Annotated in this window: 16 protein-coding genes; 9 read left to right on the plus strand and 7 right to left on the minus strand. The window is 61.4% G+C overall.

Annotation, left to right across the window (positions count from 1 at the left end; translation table 11 throughout):
- Nucleotides 1-214 precede the first annotated feature (214 nt).
- A complete protein-coding gene (locus HFC70_RS26005) occupies nt 215-1,996 on the plus strand; it encodes an ATP-dependent endonuclease (protein WP_168476230.1) in 1,782 nt (593 codons plus the stop codon).
- Nucleotides 1,997-2,063: 67 nt separating this feature from the next.
- On the opposite strand, the gene HFC70_RS26010 is transcribed toward HFC70_RS26005, so the two are convergent.
- Complete coding sequence (locus HFC70_RS26010) at nt 2,064-4,625, minus strand: FAD-dependent oxidoreductase (protein ID WP_168476231.1); 2,562 nt, start codon at nt 4,623-4,625, stop codon at nt 2,064-2,066.
- A 351-nt stretch (nt 4,626-4,976) separates the two neighbouring features.
- On the opposite strand from HFC70_RS26010, the gene HFC70_RS26015 reads away from it, so the two are divergent.
- Both HFC70_RS26015 and HFC70_RS26020 read left to right on the plus strand, forming a co-directional pair.
- The gene (locus HFC70_RS26015; RefSeq protein WP_168476232.1) at nt 4,977-5,555 is read left to right on the plus strand and encodes a TetR/AcrR family transcriptional regulator; all 579 of its coding nucleotides are present in this window, start codon (nt 4,977-4,979) and stop codon (nt 5,553-5,555) included.
- Nucleotides 5,552-6,382, plus strand: coding sequence for a DMT family transporter (locus HFC70_RS26020; protein WP_168476233.1), 831 nt, complete (start codon nt 5,552-5,554; stop codon nt 6,380-6,382). Before HFC70_RS26015 ends, HFC70_RS26020 begins: the two co-directional genes overlap by 4 nt.
- A gap of 41 nt (nt 6,383-6,423) precedes the next feature.
- Here HFC70_RS26020 and HFC70_RS26025 read toward each other — a convergent pair whose 3' ends face one another.
- Nucleotides 6,424-7,896: a YdiU family protein gene (locus HFC70_RS26025; RefSeq protein ID WP_168476234.1), complete on the minus strand. Its 1,473-nt coding sequence runs from the start codon at nt 7,894-7,896 to the stop codon at nt 6,424-6,426.
- Nucleotides 7,897-8,107: 211 nt separating this feature from the next.
- Between HFC70_RS26025 and HFC70_RS26030 the strand changes: the two genes are divergently transcribed.
- The 3 genes from HFC70_RS26030 to HFC70_RS26040 all read left to right on the plus strand — a co-directional run bounded on the left by HFC70_RS26030 (nt 8,108) and on the right by HFC70_RS26040 (nt 10,852).
- On the plus strand, nt 8,108-8,608 hold the full coding sequence (locus HFC70_RS26030) for a hypothetical protein (RefSeq protein ID WP_168476235.1): 501 nt from the start codon (nt 8,108-8,110) through the stop codon (nt 8,606-8,608).
- A 210-nt stretch (nt 8,609-8,818) separates the two neighbouring features.
- Complete coding sequence (locus tag HFC70_RS26035; RefSeq protein ID WP_168476236.1) at nt 8,819-9,391, plus strand: HupE/UreJ family protein; 573 nt, start codon at nt 8,819-8,821, stop codon at nt 9,389-9,391.
- A gap of 495 nt (nt 9,392-9,886) precedes the next feature.
- A complete protein-coding gene (locus tag HFC70_RS26040) occupies nt 9,887-10,852 on the plus strand; it encodes a phytanoyl-CoA dioxygenase family protein (protein ID WP_168476238.1) in 966 nt (321 codons plus the stop codon).
- A 257-nt stretch (nt 10,853-11,109) separates the two neighbouring features.
- Here the strand turns inward: HFC70_RS26040 and HFC70_RS26045 are convergent, their stop codons facing one another.
- Complete coding sequence (locus tag HFC70_RS26045; protein WP_168476240.1) at nt 11,110-11,991, minus strand: LysR substrate-binding domain-containing protein; 882 nt, start codon at nt 11,989-11,991, stop codon at nt 11,110-11,112.
- Between the two features lie 98 nt (nt 11,992-12,089).
- On the opposite strand from HFC70_RS26045, the gene HFC70_RS26050 reads away from it, so the two are divergent.
- Nucleotides 12,090-12,479, plus strand: a complete 390-nt coding sequence (locus HFC70_RS26050) for a tautomerase family protein (protein ID WP_168476241.1) — start codon at nt 12,090-12,092, stop codon at nt 12,477-12,479.
- Between the two features lie 12 nt (nt 12,480-12,491).
- On the opposite strand, the gene queF is transcribed toward HFC70_RS26050, so the two are convergent.
- The 4 genes from queF to HFC70_RS26070 all read right to left on the minus strand — a co-directional run bounded on the left by queF (nt 12,492) and on the right by HFC70_RS26070 (nt 16,704).
- Nucleotides 12,492-12,956 (minus strand): preQ(1) synthase, encoded by a 465-nt coding sequence (gene queF, locus HFC70_RS26055; RefSeq protein WP_168476243.1) that lies wholly within the window; start codon nt 12,954-12,956, stop codon nt 12,492-12,494.
- A complete protein-coding gene (locus HFC70_RS26060) occupies nt 12,953-13,870 on the minus strand; it encodes a cation diffusion facilitator family transporter (protein WP_168476245.1) in 918 nt (305 codons plus the stop codon). Before HFC70_RS26060 ends, queF begins: the two co-directional genes overlap by 4 nt.
- A 205-nt stretch (nt 13,871-14,075) precedes the next feature.
- Nucleotides 14,076-14,429: a hypothetical protein gene (locus HFC70_RS26065; protein WP_168476247.1), complete on the minus strand. Its 354-nt coding sequence runs from the start codon at nt 14,427-14,429 to the stop codon at nt 14,076-14,078.
- 85 nt (nt 14,430-14,514) lie between these two features.
- Nucleotides 14,515-16,704 carry an anthranilate synthase gene (locus tag HFC70_RS26070; RefSeq protein WP_168476248.1) on the minus strand — a complete coding sequence of 730 codons (2,190 nt, stop codon included), beginning with the start codon at nt 16,702-16,704 and terminating at the stop codon, nt 14,515-14,517.
- 316 nt (nt 16,705-17,020) lie between these two features.
- Between HFC70_RS26070 and HFC70_RS26075 the strand changes: the two genes are divergently transcribed.
- Nucleotides 17,021-17,725 (plus strand): DUF1868 domain-containing protein, encoded by a 705-nt coding sequence (locus HFC70_RS26075; RefSeq protein WP_168476249.1) that lies wholly within the window; start codon nt 17,021-17,023, stop codon nt 17,723-17,725.
- 65 nt (nt 17,726-17,790) lie between these two features.
- Nucleotides 17,791-18,750 (plus strand): extensin family protein, encoded by a 960-nt coding sequence (locus HFC70_RS26080; RefSeq protein WP_168476251.1) that lies wholly within the window; start codon nt 17,791-17,793, stop codon nt 18,748-18,750.
- Nucleotides 18,751-18,991 lie beyond the last annotated feature (241 nt).

Below are 18,991 nucleotides of genomic sequence, written 5' to 3' on the forward strand. Positions count from 1 at the left end.
GGGATGAGGGGCCCGCCTCCCCCCCTATTCCGCCCCGCCTGCCAACACGGCCATGCCGAGCGATCGGGCGACGGTATTAAGCGCCCGGCGGATTTCGACGACATCGCCCTTACGACCGTTCACAGGACAGGGCGCTCGCAGAGCTAGACCGATTGCCCGCCTTCACGACTCAATTTAAGGTTTAACTAAATCTGCCATTCGAATCGAAGAAACGATGCATCAGTTTACTCAAGTCGAATTTACGCGCTTTAAGGCTTTCAAGCGCTTCACGCTTCAACTCCGACATTTCAATATCCTAGTTGGCCCAAACAACGCGGGAAAATCGACAATTCTCGCCGCCTTCCGCATATTGGCGGCCGCTATGCGCAAAGCAAGCGCTCGCAAAGCCACTCTTGTGAAAGTGCCGGGAGGAAGAGTCCTCGGCTATGAGATTGACTTGTCATCCATCTCTGTCGCTGAAGAAAACATATTCTATAATTATAATGATGATGAAGCAGCATCAGTAGTATTTTCGTTGGCCAATAAAAACACGCTCACTTTATATTTTCCAGAACAGAGTGTGTGCTACCTTCTTCCAGATGCACAGGGAAAAACTTTCGCAAGCCCCTCCACCTTCGAAAAACACTTTAACTGTCCTATCGGGTTCGTACCGATACTTGGTCCGGTAGACCACCACGAACAACTCTACGAGAAGGAAGCCGCCCGGTTGGCATTGTTTAGCTATACCGCGGCAAGAAATTTTCGGAACATTTGGCATCACTACCCCGAAAAATTCGGCAACTTTCGCGGTCTTCTGCAACAAACATGGCCGGGGATGGACATACAACCACCCGAGATAGATCGGACCCACCAAAAACCACGATTGCATATGTATTGTCCTGAGGAACGACGCCCGCGAGAGTTATTCTGGGCGGGGTTTGGTTTTCAAGTCTGGTGCCAAATGCTGACACACATCATTCAGTCCCAGAATGTTTCTCTATTCTTGATAGATGAGCCAGATATTTACCTCCATGCTGAACTGCAAAGGCAACTACTCGATATTTTAAGAAATCTGGGACCAGACATACTGCTTGCAACTCATTCGACAGAGATGATTACGGAAGCGGAGCCGAATGATATTGTGCTGGTCAATAAAGGCAAAAATTCTGCCAAACGGATAAGGGATCCGGCAGAACTGTCACACGTTTTCTCTGTGATAGGCTCAAGTCTGAACCCAGTATTGACTCAACTGGCGAAAACCCGCCGGGTGCTCTTTGTGGAGGGCAAAGACTTTCAAATTCTCGGACGCTTTGCTCGTAAACTGGGTGCACACTCGGTCGGGAACCGCCGCGACTTCGCCGTTGTCCCCATCGAAGGATTTAATCCGGAGAGAATCAAAAACCTCAAGGCGGGAATGGAAGCTACGTTAGGAGGGAAGATAAAAGCGGCAGCAATACTAGATAGAGACTACAGAAGCACCGGCGAATGTCAGCGCATAAAAAACAAATGTGAGGAATTTTGCGATTTAGCTGTGGTTCATCAGCGCAAAGAAATTGAAAGCTACCTACTGATTTCTAGCGCCATAAATCGCGCTGTTAAGCAGCGTTTGATTGAACAAGAAAAGCGGTCTGGCAAGGTAAAAGAATTTGTCGCAAATGTCGATGTAAGCGCGAGACTGGCTGAATTTTGCGAAGATCATAAAAATTATGTATCAGCACAATACCTAGATTTTAGAAGTAGATTTGAAAAAGAAAATCCATCTGGGAGACATTCTGCCACCATAAATGAGGAATTACTCAAAGAATTTGAGCAACTTTGGAAAGACGAAAATTTGAGATCGGGCCTTGTTCCCGCGAAAGATGCGCTAAGCGCCATTAATAAATATATCTCAGACGAATTCGGAGTCAGCGTGACGGCAAACGCGATCATTGAGGCAATGCACGCTGACGAAGTGCCAAAAGAAATGGCCGATCTAGTCAACAATCTCTCGGAATTCTCCAAGCTAGCGGCCGACTAAAAGCTGTCTTTTCCCGCCAGCCTCCCAGCCAGCGGGTCCCGCGTCCCTCACCAATAACCCCTGAAACCTAGCTCCGCGGCTTCAAATTCTCCGGGTCGTACAGCGGCTTATACCCCACCGCGGCCACCTCCACCGGATAGCTCTCGGCGAAATACTCCACGTTGAGTTTGCGGCCTACCTGGCAATACTCCCACGGCAAATACGCCAGCGCGATATTCTTGCCCACGGTCGGGCCATAGGCGACCGAGGTGGTGTAGGAGAGGCGGCCGAGATCGTCCACCAGCGTCTTGCCGGTTGCCGGATCGACCACCGGCATGGAGCCGACCGGGTAGCGGGCGACGCCTTGGGCGTCGACATTGTCGGTCATGACAAGCGTGCAGAGCATGGCCGGCTGGTGATCCCGTGCCTTGTATTCCAGATGCTTGGCCTTGCCGCGGAAATCGGCCTCCTTGACCTTCGGGCGGGCGAGATCGGCCTCGATCAGGTTGTACTGGGTGAGCAGATCGCCGTTCTGCAGGCGCAGGCTCTTTTCCATGCGGCGCGAATTGGCATAGGTCTCGACGCCAAACGCCATGACGCCGGTCGAGCGCAGCGCATCCCAGACGGAAAGCCCGTCCTCGTATTTCATGTGCAGTTCCCAGCCCTGTTCGCCGACATAGGAAATGCGGAAGGCGGTCACAGGCTTGCCGGCGATTTCGATCGGCTTGATCGCAGCAAACGGGAAGTTCTCCTGGTCGAGGCCGGCCGGATCAGCCACCACCTTTTTCAGGTTTTCGCGGGCGTTCGGGCCCCAGATGCCGATGGTGATGAACTGTTCCGAGACGTCTGATATGGTGACGTCAAGGCCGCGACCCTCAGCCACGCGCTTCATATAGTGGAAGTCGCGCGGACCGGCGTCGGCGCCGTTCACCAGCCGGCAGCGATCCGCCATGCGGAACACGGTGAAGTCGGCGCGCACCATGCCCTCGTCGTCGAGGAAGTGGGTGTAGATGCCCTTGCCGATATTGCCGTCGCCGCCGATCTTGGCAGCGCAGAGCCATTCGAGCAGCTCGACATGGTCCGGCCCCTCGATGTCGACCATGTGGAAGTGGGAGAGGTTGACGATGCCGCAATCCTCGCTCATCGCCAGATGCTCGGCGTTCGAGACACGCCAGAAATGGCGATTGTCCCATTCATTGGCGCGCACGGGAACCTGGGAACCGTATTTTTCCAGCAGGTGCTCGTTGGCCTTGTAGCCATGCGCCCGCTCCCAGCCGCCCAGTTCCATGAAATAGCCGCCGAGTTCCACTTCGCGCTCGTAGAACGGCGAACGCTTGGCGCCGCGGCCGCTGGCATAGGGTTCGCGCGGGTGCACGGCCGGGTAGTAGATCTTCTGCGCCGCCTCGTAACAGCGGCCGGCGATGAACTCCTCGGTCAGCTGGTGCGGATAGAAACGGGCATAGTCGATCGAGTTGTGGTCGATCTCGGTGCGGCCGTCGGTCATCCAGTCGGCGATCAGCTTGCCGTAGCCGGGGCCGTCCTTGACCCAGATGGCGACGCAGTACCACAGGCCGCGCACCTTCTGGCTCTCGCCGCAGGAGGGGCCGCCGGCGGCCGAGACCTGCAAGAGGCCATTGAACGAGTGACCTTCATTGTAGCCGAGCTCGCCGAGGATCGGCGTCAGTTCCATGGCGCGCTCGAGCGGCTCGAGGATCTGTTCCATGTCCAGGTCACGCTGCGAGGGCGACAGCCGTGCCTCGTGCTTTTCGAGCAACTCGCGCGGATGGCACATGCGCGGATTGGTGGTTTCGTAGTAACCCCATTCGATCTGGCCGCCCTCGGTGGTCTTCGGGTCGCCGGTGTCGCGCATATAGGCCGAATTGCCCTGGTCGCGCAAAAGCGGATAGCCGATTTCCTTGCCGGTGCCCTCGAATTCGTTGAACGGACCGAAGAAGGTCAGCGGATGGTCGACCGGCATGACGGGCAGGTCCTCGCCGACCATTTCGGCGATCAGCCGGCCCCACAGGCCGGCGCAGACGATGACGTGATCGGCCATGATGGTGCCACGATGGGTGACGACGCCCTTGATGCGGCCGCCCTCGACAATGAGCGATTTGGCCGGCGTATTGCCGAACATGGCAAGCTTGCCGGATTTTTCCGCCGCATCGACCAGCTTGCCGGCAACCGTCTGGCTGCGCGGGATGACGAGGCCGGCGTCAGGATCGAACATGCCGCCCATGACCTGGTCTTCCTCGATCAGCGGGAACATCGCCTTGATCTCGGCGGGCGTGACAGAATGGGCGCGGGTGCCGAAGGCGCGCGCCGAAGTCAGCTTGCGCTTGATCTCCTCCATCCAGGTGTCGTCGCCGGTGCGCGCCACTTCCAACCCGCCGATGCGGGCGTAATGGCCCATCTTCTCGTAGAATTCGATCGAATACTGGGTGGTCCAGACCGAGAGATAGTCATGGCTGGTGGTGTAACAGAAGTCCGAGGCATGCGCCGTCGAGCCGATATCGGTCGGAATGCCTGATTTGTCGATGCCGACGATGTCGTCCCAGCCGCGCTCGATGAGGTGATGGGCGATGGAGGCGCCGACAATGCCCCCGAGCCCGATGATGACGACTTTTGCCTTGGACGGAAACTCTGCCATAGCCTGCAATCCTGCCTGCGAGAATGATTGATGTTAGGTTCGATTTTAGGGTGAGCAGCCGCACAATTGCAGCCTGTCTGCGACATTCTTCAAGTGGTGCACGACCCGGCCAACAACGTCAATCGGCCCACGGGCGTCAAAAGCCCGCCCTGTGATGTCGCAGCATCGATAGACAGCCCACCGTCGCTTTGCGCCAGGGTCGAAGCAAAGCTCCGGAGGCGTGGTCACGCGTCCGCGTGTAATGCCGTTTCGGGAAGGCGGCCATGTCGCTTCGCGCTCGCACACTCCCGTTGACGGCCTACGGCAAGCGCTATATAGGTGAGACAGGTCTACATCATTTAGAGTCTTGCCATGCCGTTACGCGCCGACGCCGCCGCAAACCGCCGTCACATCGTCGAAACCGCTTATCGTCTTTTCAAGCAGGATGGCTTCCATGCCACCGGCATCGACAAGATCATTGCCGAGGCTGAGGTCGCCAAGATGACCATGTATCGGCACTTCCCCGCCAAGAACGGCTTGATTGTCGAGGTCCTGAACTGGCGGGCCGAACGCTTCAGGCAACAGCTCGACCGGCTGTGCGAAACGGCGCTGACACCGCCGGAGAAGATCGATGCGATTTTGGACTGGCACGAGCGTTGGTTCGAAAGTCCCGATTTTCACGGCTGCCTGTTCCAGCACGCCATCGCCGAATTCGCAGCACCGAACCATGCCATATTCGAGGTGGTCGCGCAGCAAAAGCGCGATCTGCAACAGCGGCTCAGGGGCATTCTGGCGCAATCCCTGCCGGATGACCGCGCCGGGCATGTCGCCGTGACGCTGTTCATGTTGATCGAGGGCGCGACCATGCTTGCCCATATGGGGCAAGGCAAGGCAGCAATCGCCAGCGTGCGAAAGGCTGCGGCCGATGCCCTGGCGGGGCCTCAGCGATGAGCGCGATCGTCATCAGTCTTGCCTTGTTTGCCGCGATCCTGCACGCGACGTGGAATGCCTTTCTGCGCAGCGGCGGCGATCGGCTCTGGACCGTCACCGTCATGAGTTTCGCCAGCACCGCCCTCGCGCTGCCGTTTTTGTTCCTCTATCCGCTGCCGGCCCCGGGCGCCTGGCTCTATATTGTTCTCTCGGCCGTGCTGCAGGTCGGATACAGCCTCTTCCTCGTCGCGGCCTACCGCTACGGAGACCTGGGCCAAGTCTACCCGATCGTGCGCGGAACCGTGCCGCTGCTGGTGACGTCAGGCGGATTCTTCATCACCGGCGACACGCTCGATGCCGGCCGGATTGCCGGCGTCATTCTGGTTGCTGCCGGGATCATGAGCCTGGCCCTCGGCAAAGGACGAGCCTCCACCTCATCCATTCTGTTCGCGTTCGCGACCGGCGCCATCATTGCCGCCTATGCCACCGTCGATTCCATCGGCGTGCATCACACGGGGCAAAGCGGAGCCTACGCGGCCTGGGTGCTTGTGCTTTATGGCGCATTCCTGCCGGCCGCGTTCCTCGTCCTGCGTCGGCGACTCATCGTCGATTTTCGTGCCGCCCGGACATGGAAGGCGCTCGGCGGCGGGCTGGTCGCAATGATCGCCTATTGGGCGGTGGTCGCGGCATTCGCCCTCGGTCCGGCTGGCCCGATCGCGGCACTGCGGGAGACCAGCGTCGTGTTCGCTGTCCTGATCGGCTGGCTGTTTCTGGGCGAAATCCTGACCGCCCGGCGCATTCTCGCTTGTCTCGTGGTAACGGCCGGCGCGATCCTGCTCGGCCATTGAACGCGGCTCTGCCGCGCAATTCCTAGATTGAACCGCCTTCCTCACGTCCCGCAGAATGTCAGGCTCACCCGTTCCTCCGGCTTCGGCGGCACCCGGTAGGCGGCGAATTCGGCAAGGGCCTCGTAAGGCCGCTCCAGCGCCGCCATCATCCGGTCGAAGGGCTCGAAATCACCCGACAGGCCGGCCTGGATCACCTCTTCGATCAGGTGGTTGCGCGGGATCACCGCCGGGTTGATCGCCTGCATCGCCGCCTGCCGCTCGGCCGGTGTCCGCCCGTCGTCGAGCCGTTCCCGCCAGCGCGCCAGCCAGGTGTCGAGCCGCGGCCGGTCGGTGAAGAGCGCTGTGAAATCCCCTTCGCCCTGCCCGCCAGCCAATCCGCCAGCAAGCTCGCCCAGCGCCCGGAACGTCACGGTAAAATCCGCCTGGCTCTCCGCCATCTGCGCCAAGAGGTCGTTGATCAGCTCGAGATCGCCGTCCCGTTCGCCAAGCAGCCCTAGCTTGGCCCGGAAACCCGCCAGCCAATGCTCCTGGAAGATCCGCCCGAAGGTGACCAGCGCCGCATTGGCGTCCGTCACCGCCTGCTCTTCGCCGCCGTCAAACAGCGGCAGCAGCGTTTCGGCGAGCCGCGCCAGGTTCCATTGGCCGATGCCCGGCTGGTTGCCATAGGCATAGCGGCCGCGCCGGTCGATCGAGGAAAACACCTTCTTCGGGTCGTATTCGTCGAGAAAGGCGCAAGGCCCGAAATCGATGGTCTCGCCGGACACCGTCATATTGTCGGTGTTCATCACCCCATGGATGAAGCCGACCGACATCCAGCGTGCAATCAGCGCCGCCTGGCGCGCCGCCACGCCGTTGAGCAGCCCGAGATAGGGATTGGCGGTCCCGTCCAGTTCAGGATAATGCCGGGCAATCACATGATCGGCCAGCGCCTTCACCCCGTCCTGATCGCCGCGCGCCGCAAAGAACTGGAAGGTGCCGATACGGATATGGCTGGCGGCAACGCGGGTGAACACCGCCCCCGGCAGCGGCGTTTCCCGCATTACCGCCTCGCCGGTGGCCACCGCCGCCAGCGCCCGCGTCGTCGGAATGCCGAGCCGGAACATCGCCTCCGAGACGATATATTCGCGCAGCACCGGCCCAAGGGCTGCCCGCCCGTCGCCGCGCCGCGAAAACGGCGTCTGGCCGGCGCCCTTTAGCTGGATGTCGCGGCGCTGGCCGTGGCTGTCCACCACTTCGCCGATCAGGATCGCCCGCCCGTCGCCGAGCTGCGGATTGAACTGGCCGAACTGGTGGCCGGAATAGGCCATGGCCAAAGGTTCGGCACCATCGGGAAGCGCATTGCCGGAAAACAGCGCCGCCAGCCGCTCCTCGTCCTCCGCATCCAGCGTCAGGCCCAGCTCTTCGGCAAGCGCTGCGTTGAAGCGGATCAGCCGCGGTGCGGCCACGTCCGCAGGCCGGGCCGGCTCGAAAAAATGCGCCGGCAGCCGCGCATAGCTGTTGTCGAAGGCAAACATCGCGCCTCTCCTCGTTTGCGGCACCGTCCTGATCGGCGCCTCTCTTGTCAAAAGGCAATATGGGGCGGCCCGTCGCCGCCGCAAGCAAAAACCGCCAGGAAAGCTCAGCCACCGGCCAATTCTGGGCCAATCGCCCAAGTGCATTGATCTGCCGAACATCCTCCCCGTAACGTCCGCGCGACATCGAATTTTTAAGGGGAAACCACCTGCCATGAGATCGCGCCTGACCGCTCTGGTCCTGATCGCCGCCGGCCTTGCCGGCTGCACCACCACCGAAGAAGCCAATACCGTCATCCAGTCGCGCTGGATCGGCCAGCCGGTGGAACTGTTCTTCAGCCAGTACGGCCCGCCTTTGTCGCAGTTCCCGATGGCCAGCGGCAACGTCATCTACACCTGGCGCGGCGGCGATGCCGATCGTTATATCGCGCCGACCTATGCGACGCCGGCGCCGGTTAAGACCAGGACCAAGACGGTGACCCGCGAGACCCGGCCGGGCGTCACGGAAACCCAGGTCATCACCACGGGCAATTACCCTCCGGCCCAGCCGCAGATGATCTCGCCGCCGCGCTACGAGCAATTGTTCTGCGAGCTGCAGATCACCGCCGACCAACGCCAGTCGATCATCGCCATCCGCGCCAGCAACGACACCGACGGCGAAGGCCTCAGCTTCTCGCGCTGCGCCGAAGTCCTGAACGCCCATCCGCAGAAGTAGGACCGGGTCAGTCTCGCCCCCATGTCGCAATTGCCCGCTGTCGTGCCGCGCTCACGACCGGCGCGGCGCAAACTTGGTCGCATGATACGCCGAACAACAATTGGCCATGGACAGCGACAAAGGGCTTAACGTAGTTTGTCCCATGGACTAAGGATGACGGCGGGCGCGACTGAATCACGGGCGCCCTGTCGACCAAATAGAGGGACAATCATGTTTAAACGCCTTTCGCTTTCCGCTGCCATCTTTGCCGCTGCTACCGCCCCGGCCTTCGCCCATCTCGATCCGGCCGAGCACGGCTCGTTCATGGCAGGCATTTCCCATCCGCTGTTCGGCGCCGATCACATCCTGGCCATGGTCGCCGTCGGCCTCTGGGCCGCGCAGATCGGCGGACGCGGCCTGATCGCCGTTCCGGCCGCCTTTGTCGGCACCATGGCCGTCGGCTTCCTGCTGGCCGTCAACGGGGTTAACCTGCCCTTCGTCGAGCCCGCCATCCTCGCCTCCGTCATCGGCCTCGGCCTGCTGGTCGCCATGGCGGTCAAGCTGCCGGTTGCAGCCTCTGCGGCCATCGTCGGCGCCTTCGCCCTGTTCCACGGCCACGCCCATGGCGGCGAACTCGGCGGCGCCGGCGCCCTGCAGTTCGGCCTCGGCTTCCTCATCGCAACCGCCATGCTGCATGCCGCCGGCATCGGCCTCGGCATCGCCCTCAACCGCACAGGCCCCGTCGTCACCCGCCTGCTGGGTGCCGCAACAGCCATCGGCGGCGCCGCCCTGATGCTCGGCTGACCGGATCCACTTTCCCCGATATGCGAACGGCGGCCTCGGCCGCCGTCTCTGTTTCATCCAGGCAGCGACACAGCATTCCGCCTCCCCCGTGCGGGCAGGGCTATCACATCGGAGAAAGACCCTGCGAATGCGCTTCGCGCAGATCCACCGCCGTCGCGGCAGCATGTCCCTGCGCGCCGCGCCTGGCCAGAGACCTGCCATAAGCCAGCCTATGGGGTCCTATCATCAAGACTTGGTTAGACCGGCAGAGCCTTTAGGGTTCATTTCACGATCTGTCGCCTAGCGCAGAAATACTTCACGTACCTACACCCAACACGCCATCTACTTGTGGGGTCAACAACAGAAATTCATTAATTAGTTCAATTAGTTGCCATTTCCAAAAGACAGCTAAATCCGAATGCCGCATTGCAACAAAAGCCAAAACGGCATACCCTCTGGTCGGGCTGCGGAGTGAAGAGCGCTGAGAATGAGGCGCTATTCGTATAAGGAGATCATATGTTTGATATGCCCAAATCCAAGCCGCAGGACCTCGAAACAATCGCCCGCACAGGCGGGGTTTTACGTCGTATGGCAGCGCGCGTCCCCACCTACTTAACGGACCTGCAGGAAAATCCAGCCTGGCTGCCGATGTTCCTGTTGGCCCGTACGATACCTTTCCGTCGAGCGCATTGGCTCACCGCCAAACCTGTTCCACCGTCAGCAACAGCATCATCATCGATGTTTGGGCAGATCAGGGCGGATGAGGCCGCTTCAGAACTGAAGAGTACGGGGATTTTCACCGGCCTGACATTGCCTGCATCAATCCATGAGGAAATCGCCCGCTTCGCACAGGAGACGCCTTGCTTTGGCAATTTTGACCGTGAACTGGAGTTTACCGCCGGAGAGCACGCGGAGGCCGAACGACGCTTCGGGCGCACCATACTAAGCGGTCATCATTTCGAACGGGTCCTACAATGCGAGGCAGCAGTGGCTGTTCAGAGAGACCCACTACTTCTTGATATTGCAAGACATTATCTTGGCGGTGAGGCGAGAATGATCACCACTCGCACATGGTGGAGCTTTCCGACGAAAACTGCATCTGAAGCCGATCTAAGCCGCGCCTCGTTCAAGTTCCATTTCGATCTCGATGATTGGCGAATGCTGAAGTTCTTCTTCTATCTGTCCGACGTCGATGCAGATGCAGGCCCGCACGTCTACGTCCGAGGCAGTCACAATCGTCGGCGCGTGAGGCATCAACTAACGCTGCTCGTAGGCCATCCGGCGGAGGAGGTTCTGAGCTTTTATGGTGAAAATAACGCTGTCACGTTGACGGGAAAAGCTGGGACCGGTTTTGTCGAGGATCCCTTTGGTTTCCATATGGGGACCTTGGCGAAGAACACTCCGCGTCTGATGATGGAAGTCGGATTTGGCGTGTCCAAGCCATCAAAGCGACGTTATCACGGTGAGCCTGTAGTCAGATAGTCGGTCACGCTTCATCGATGCCGGCCCGATTGGGACGGCATCGATCGCGGCAAGGGCCGCTTCTGGCGCTCTTTCGCAGAGATGCCTTCGCGAATTTCGAAATCCGCTTGGTGGCGTTTGCAACATAATTCCGGGAATTCCCCCACAAGCCAAGAGTGAAAAACGCCCGGAATCACTTTCTCCGCGCACCCGTCCAAACCCCTGAATGGACTCTGGGTTTTCGCGCTCCTGCGACTTCACGTGAAGTGTCAACACCATCACGCCGCAGCACCGCGAAGCGCGACCGCCTCGCTCATCAGCGCTTTCAACACACCGGCAGGACCCGATGACGCGATCGGCGACGCGTGCATCACCAGCTCTATTCGGCCGAGCGCCGGCAACCCCGCCTCCTCCGGTTTCAGCACCGCCAGATGCCCCGGCCTACCCTCGGCGATGCGCGCCGTGATGCCGAGGCCGGCGGTAACCGCGGCCCAGAGGCCCGACAGGCTGGGGCTGGAAAACACCTGCCGCCATTGGATGCCGGATGCATCCAGCCGCGCCACCATCTCGCTGCGAAACGCGCAAGGGGCATCGAAGGCGACCAGCGGCAGGATCGCCTGTGGTCTTGCCTGAAAATCCTGCGGCCCGATCCACACCATCGCATGGCTGCCGATCACCTCGCCCTCCGCATCGCCGAGCCGCCCCCAGGTCAGCGCCAGGTCGAGCGCCCCGGCTTGCACATCCTCGACCAGTTTTGAGCCGCGATCGACCCGCGCCTCGACCCGCGCACCGGGATGGGCGCGCTGGAAACGCGCCAGCAGGTCCGGCAGCCAGGTCTCGGCAAAATCCTGCGGTACGCCGACCCGTACCCAGCCGTCGAGCAACCCGTGACCCTTGAGCGCCAGGCAAGCCTCGTCGTTGAGATCAAGCATGCGCCTGGCATAACCGAGCAGCAGCTCTCCCGCCTCCGTCAGCACCAGGCCCCGTCCCTGCTTGCGCAGCAGAGCTTGGCCAACCTGCTCCTCAAGCTTGCGCAATTGCAGGCTGATGGCCGAAGGAGACCGGCCGAGCCGCTCGCCGGCCTTGGCAAAGCTGCCTAGCGCAATCCCGGTCGCAAAGGTGCGCAGCACATCCATGTCGAGATTGACCAGCACAGTCATCGTTTTATTTCTCAAAACTGTTTCTTTGAAATTACGTGATTTTCAAAACAATCATGCCGCGCGATGGTGCATCCGTCAACAGCCAGAGGAAACCCGACATGCCCTTCGTTCACATCCAGATCGCCGCAACCGACATCGCGCCGGCGCAGCTCCGGCACCTGCAGAGCGAGGTAACGCGGCTGATGGCCGATCATCTCTCAAAGAAACACGAATTGACTGCCGTGCGCATCGAACGGGTCGATCCCGGCCACTGGACGGTGGGCGATCAACAACCGACGGTCGCCGCCCATATCGACGCCAAGGTGACGGCCGGCACCAATACGCCGGCCGAAAAGGCAGCCTTCATCTCCGCCGCCGCCGGGCTGCTGCGACAGGTGCTCGGGGCCAGACTGCCGCTGGCCACCTACGTGGTGATCCACGAAGTCCCGGGCGATGCCTGGGGCTATGACGGTGAGACCCAAGAAGGCCGCCGCCTGAAAGCGGGCTGATGTCGCAAAAAATCAGCCGCGGCCGCGATAGGTCGGCACGCCCTGGTCGGGCAGCCACACGCCTTCCGGCACGGCGCCGGTCTGCCAGAACACGTCGATCGGAATGCCGCCGCGCGGATACCAGTAGGCGCCGATCCTCAGCCATTTCGGCTGGAGCAGGTCGATGATGCGCTTGGCGATATAGACCGAGCAATCCTCGTGGAAGGCGCCGTGGTTGCGGAAGGAAAACAGGAACAGCTTCAGCGACTTCGATTCGACCAGAAACTCGCCCGGAATATAATCGATGACGATATGGGCGAAATCCGGCTGGCCGGTCATCGGGCAGAGCGAGGTGAATTCCGGCGCGGTGAAGCGCACCACGTAATCGGTGCCGGCATTGCTGTTGGGCACCCGCTCCAGCACGGCCGTTTCCGGGCTGGTCGGGGCGTCCACCGCATGGCCGAGCTGCGACAGCCCGGATACGTCGGTCATGGTCATAGTCCTGTCTCCTGTATTTTCACGCGCACGCCGTGCGCCTTTTCGCTTTCCGGCTCCACATGGATCGTCACCCGGGCGCCGGCCTGAACCTCCTGCACCGCCGCTTCCAGTCGGTCGCAGATCTCATGGGCCTGGCTCACCGACATGCCGGCCGGCACCACCAGGTCGAAGGCGACGAAGGTCGCCGTCCCTGCCCGCCGGGTCCGCAGGTCATGCGCGCCCAGCGACCCCGCGGCATGGGTGGCGATCGCCTTCTTGATCGCCGCTTCTTCCTCGAATTCCACCGCCTTGTCCATCAGCCCGTCGACCGAATGGGAAATCACCTTCCAGCCCTGGACGATGATGTTGATCGCCACCAGCAGCGCCATCACCGGATCGAGAATGGCATAGCCGGTGATGAGCGCCAGAACGAGGCCGATCAGCACGCCGACCGACGTCACCACATCCGACAGGATATGCTGGCCATCGGCGAGCAACGCCGGCGAACGATGCGCCCGGCCCGCCTTGATCAGCGTCAGCGCCCAGACGGCATTGATCACACCGGCCACGAGGTTGATCGCGAGGCCGAGCACCGGCGCCTCCAGCATTTTCGGATCGGCAAGATGGCCGATCGCCTCCTGCATGATCAACAGCGCCGCCACGACGATCAGCACGCCCTCCAGAACGGCGGACAGATATTCCGCCTTGTGATGGCCGTAGGGGTGGTCGAGATCGGCCGGCTTCTGGGCATAGCGGATGACGAAATAGGCGATGAACGCCGCCACCACGTTGACGGTCGATTCCAGCCCGTCCGACAACAGCGCCACGGAGCCCGTCACCCACCAGGCCACGAGCTTCAGCCCCATCACGCCAAACGACAGGGGAATGCCCCAGAACGCCAGGCGCTGGACCTTGCTGTTCCCCTCTTGTGTCATGACATTCGCCCTTTGCTGATGCGACTGAATTGCATTTCAACGACTGGTGAAACGCAAAACCGCCCACGCTCGAAGGCGCAGGCGGTTTTTGATGTCGTTCCTATCCTTGATTATCGCAGATCTGTCAAACTGCGATGGCCCATAATCCAAGGTGTCGTTGACAAACAATGGAAGTCGCTAATTCAACAGATCGAACACGCCCCCCTCACGGTGCCAGCCGGCTGTGCCAGACACCGTTGATGACGGAGCCCATGATCTCGTCCCCCGACTTGACGGTCAGTTCTCCCGCGCCAAACCGTACCGCAATCGGACAAAAGGCGGCAAGCGCGATTGCGCGCTGCTGATTGGCGTGAATCTTGAGCCAACCATAGGAATAGACATTCAGGCTTCCCCGTCGCTCATGCTGATAATCCCATGCACGAACCACATTTTGCACCCTCCACACCTCCAGAAGCAGCAATTCCTGCCTGCAGGCCAGTTCCGGCGGCGCGCTGCGGAGATCATCGGCGACGGCGAGTACGGAAGGCAGCAGCGACAAGATCGAGGCAACGACAATCACCGCCCCTGACCTCACGCACATGCCTCCCAAACCGGGCCGACCGCTAACTTGAACAATCGCCATCGCCCCGCAGGCCACAGCCCCCTCAAGCCGCCTTCACCTTCACCCGTCGTGCCAGATGCGCCACCACATTCTCGATCATCCGCATGCCGGCGTCCTGGCCCAGCGTCATGATCGATTCCGGATGGAACTGTACGGCCGCCACCGGTTCCTTGGCGTGCTCTATGCCCATGATCGTGCCGTCCTCGCTTTCCGCCGTGATGATGAAATCGCGCGGCAGGGTCGAGGGGTCGGCGAAGATCGAGTGATAGCGCCCGACGGTCACCTCCCTGGCAAGGCCGGAAAACACCAGGCCGGGCTCCAGCACGCGGATACGCGACGGCTTGCCGTGCATCGGCACGGCCAGTTGCCGGAGCTCGCCGCCATAGGCTTCGGCCAGCGCCTGCAGGCCGAGGCAGACGCCGAAGATCGGCAATTGCCGGGCGCGGGCCTTCTTGATCGTCGCCTTGCAGTCGAAGTCCTTCGGGGATCCGGGACCGGGCGACAGCACGACCAGATCCGGATCCATCTCGTCGAACACGGCGTCGGCCACCGGCGAGCGCACGGTCGAGACCGTAGCGCCAGTCTGGCGGAAATAATTGGCCAGCGTATGGACAAAACTGTCCTCGTGGTCGACCAGCAGGATTTTCACCCCCTGGCCGACGCTGGCCACGCCGCGTTTCGATTTGGCGTCATTGCCGCTGCGGGCGTCACGAATGGCTGCGATCATGGCGGATGCCTTCAGTTCGGTTTCGGCCTCTTCCTCTTCCGGAATGCTGTCGTTGAGCAGCGTCGCACCGGCCCGGACCTCGGCAATGCCGTCCTTGATGCGCACCGTGCGCAGCGTCAGGCCGGTATTCATGTCGCCGTTGAAGCCGACCATGCCGATCGCCCCGCCATACCAGGCGCGTGGGCTCTTCTCGTGCGCCTCGATGAAGCGCATCGCCCACAGCTTCGGCGCGCCGGTCACGGTCACCGCCCAGGCGTGGCTGAGGAACCCGTCGAAGGCGTCCATATCGTCGCGCAGCCGGCCTTCAATGTGATCGACGGTATGGATCAGCCGCGAATACATCTCGATCTGCCGCCGGCCGATCACCTTGACCGAACCCGGCTCGCAGACGCGCGACTTGTCGTTGCGGTCGACGTCCGAACACATCGTCAGCTCGCTCTCGTCCTTCTTGGAATTGAGGAGCTTGAGGATCTGTTCGCTGTCGGCGATCGGGTCCTCGCCGCGCTTGATCGTGCCGGAGATCGGGCAGGTCTCGATGCGCCGGCCCGATACCCGCACGAACATCTCCGGCGAGGCGCCGACCAGATATTCCTGGTGGCCGAGATTGATGAAGAAGGAATAGGGAGACGGATTGATCTCCTTCAGCCGCTTGGAAATCTGCGAGGGCTTGCTGTCGCAGCGCTCCATGAACTTTTGGCCCGGCACCACTTCAAACAGGTCGCCGCGGCGAAAGCTTTCCTTGGCCTTGGTCACCAGTTCAGCATATTCGCCGGGACGATGGTCGCCGCGTGGCGGGATGACATCCGTATGGCGGAACGGATCGGGGGCGATCTCGCTGGATTTGCCTGACGTGGTCACGCCGCCCTTTTCGAAATCGTAACGGTCGATCCAGGCCTTGGCGGCATGGTGGTCGACGACGACGATCTCGTCGGGCAGGTAGAGCACCATGTCGCGCTGGTCCTCGGGGCGCGTCAGCGACAGCTTGATGGCGTCGAACTGGAAGGCCAGATCATAGCCGAAGGCGCCGAACAGGCCGATCGCCGAATCCGCCTCGGAATGGAAGAGATCGGTGATGGCGCGCAGCACCGTGAACACGGTCGGCATCTTCGAGCGCTCTTCCTCGGTGAACACCCGGTCGGGCTGGTTCACCGTGAGGTCGAGGCGTGCCTTGGTGGACGTGCCCAGCGTCAGATCGGAGACCGTCTTCAGTTTCTCCGCAATGAAGCCGAGCAGCACTTCGCCGCGCTCGTTGAAGGCTTCGATCCAGACATTGCGACCAAACGAGGAAATGCCAAGCGGCGGATCGACGATCGCCGTATCCCAGCGCGTATAGCGGCCCGGATATTCGTAGTTGGAGGAAAACACCGCGCCGCGGCGCTCGTCGAGCTTGTCCACGCAGGTGCTGATGGCATCGGCATAGGCCACCGGCCGCCGCTCGCGGGTCACGGAAATGCCGCCGCGCGTCTCGTAGGTCTCGCCGCCGTCATCCCGAATGATCGTCACCATGTCTCTCTTCCCTTTTCAAAGCCCGGGTTTTGCGGCGCCTTGAATACAAAAAAGCCGCCTGAAGATTTTCCGGGCGGCTTTGCGTCAATTGTCTCTGGACATGACTGGTCAAGGCCGCGTTAGCGTGCCCACCACCAGTTAGCCATGGTCAAAGACGTGTTCATGGCGCGATTATTAGCGTGGAGCCTGCCTCTGCGCAAGAGGGGGAATTCTGTGGCCGTTCCGTCCCTCTCCGCCGTTTCGTCACCCCGCTGTCATGCAATCGCTCTATTGCGTCGGCCATCACGACAAGGCCACAGCAGGAGTCGAAAGGCAGATGATCACCGAGCAGGATCTGATCGAGCGGATTTGCGAAACCGGCAAGATCGAAGCCCCCTTCAAGCTCGGCGTGCGGCTCGGCCCCGACGGCCGCTTCCGGCCGATCGCCGGCAATACCGTCATCCGCCACGTGACGCGGCCAAGCCGCAGCATGGAGATCCTGAAAGACGTGCAGGACGCCCTGAAGGCCGCCCCCTGCGGCGCCCATTTCACCTATCTGCCGCCCGACAGCTTCCACATGACGGTGTTCGAAGGAGTGATCGACGACCGCCGCCAGCAGCATCACTGGCCGGACGGCGTCTCCTACAGCGCCCCGATCGAGCAAATCACGGCCCTCTACCGCGACCGGCTGGAGACGTTTGAGGCTCCGGCGTCCTTCGCCATGACGGTCAAATCCGTCACGCCCTTCGGCCTGACCTTGAAAGGTGCCACACCACAGGACGAGGCCCTGGCCCGCGCCTGGCGCGACGCACTGGTCGCGCCGATGGGCTATCGCAGCCTCAGCCATGACACCTACCAGTTCCACATCACGCTGGCCTATTGCCTGAAATGGCTGCCGAACCACGCCGCTGGCGCCTATGTCGCGCTGTTGAACGACCTGCTCGCCCATGTCCGAGAACAACTGCCGGTCATCGAGCTCGATCCGCCGGCCTTCTGCGAATTTGCCGATCTCACCCATTTCGAGGAACTCTTGGCCCTTTAGCAGAGGCAACCTAATCCGTTCGAAAGCGTTTGTGTTCCGTCACCAACGCACCGAAGGACGGATGCATGTATCGTCGCCTCGCCGCAGCCCTGCTCTGCCTGACCGTTCTGACCGCCGCCAAATTGCCGCAGACCGGACCTGTTCCCGAGGCCAAACCCGAAGAATCGACACCGGCGGAACAGGTAAAACCCGAACCGAAGCCGGACATCGACCCTGAAGCTGCAGCGCCGATTGTCGTTCCGCCGGAAGGCACCGTTGCGACACCGGAGCCGAAGCCGCCCGTGCCGGAAACCGCAGCGCCCGCCGACGAAAAGCCGGAAGCGCCGGGCACACCCGTGCCGGATGCCAAACCTGACAAAGCCGAACCAGACAAAACCGAGCCAGACAAAGCCCAGGCCGACAAGCCGCGCGAGGTCCAGGGACCGCCGCGCCCGCCGGAACCGGTCGATGTGATCGAACCGGAGGATGCGGCCGCCTTCGAGCAATGCAGCAAGGCGCTGACCGCCATCGGCGCTAAGTTCAAGCCGCTGCCGCGCATCGATGACGGCCATGGCTGCGGCATCGACAAGCCGATCAGCGTGACAAGGATCCTGCCCGGCGTCGATCTGGCGCCGGAAGGCACCATGCGCTGCGAAACCGCTCTGCATCTGGCCGAGTGGCTGAAGACCATCGTCATCCCGGCCGCCGAACTGGCCCTGCCGGACCGGGGCAAACTGACCGCCTTCAACCAGGCCTCGACCTATATCTGCCGCAAGCGCAACGGCGCCGAAACCGGCAAGATCTCCGAGCATGCCCGCGGCAATGCCATCGACATCGCCTCGCTGCGCTTCGAGAAAGGCGACATGCCGATGGCGATCGTCACGCAGGAGGATTCCAGCATGGACGCCGCCTTCCAGCGCAGCCTCAACGCCACCGCCTGCCTCAGCTTCTCCACCGTGCTCTCCCCCGGCAGCGACGCCGCCCACCAGGACCACATGCATCTCGACGTGCTCGCCCGCAAGGGCGGCTACCGGTTTTGCCGGTGACCAGACCGGCTGGGTTGCTAACAGAACGGACCGGATAGAGTGTTTACAGTCCGACATCGTCAGGAGGCTCTGCGATGTCCTTGAGTGCAAAGGATTGAGCGCCAGTCGAGAATGTCCACCCTCCCCTTGAGGGGGAGGGTCGGAGCAAAGCTCCGGGGTGGGGTGACCGACCACCCCCGCAAACCTCAAAGGATCACCCCCACCCGCGCGTTCCGCGCGACCTCCCCCCTCAAGGGGGAGG

It is taken from the genome of Agrobacterium sp. a22-2, assembly GCF_012276985.1.
GTDB lineage: Bacteria > Pseudomonadota > Alphaproteobacteria > Rhizobiales > Rhizobiaceae > Allorhizobium.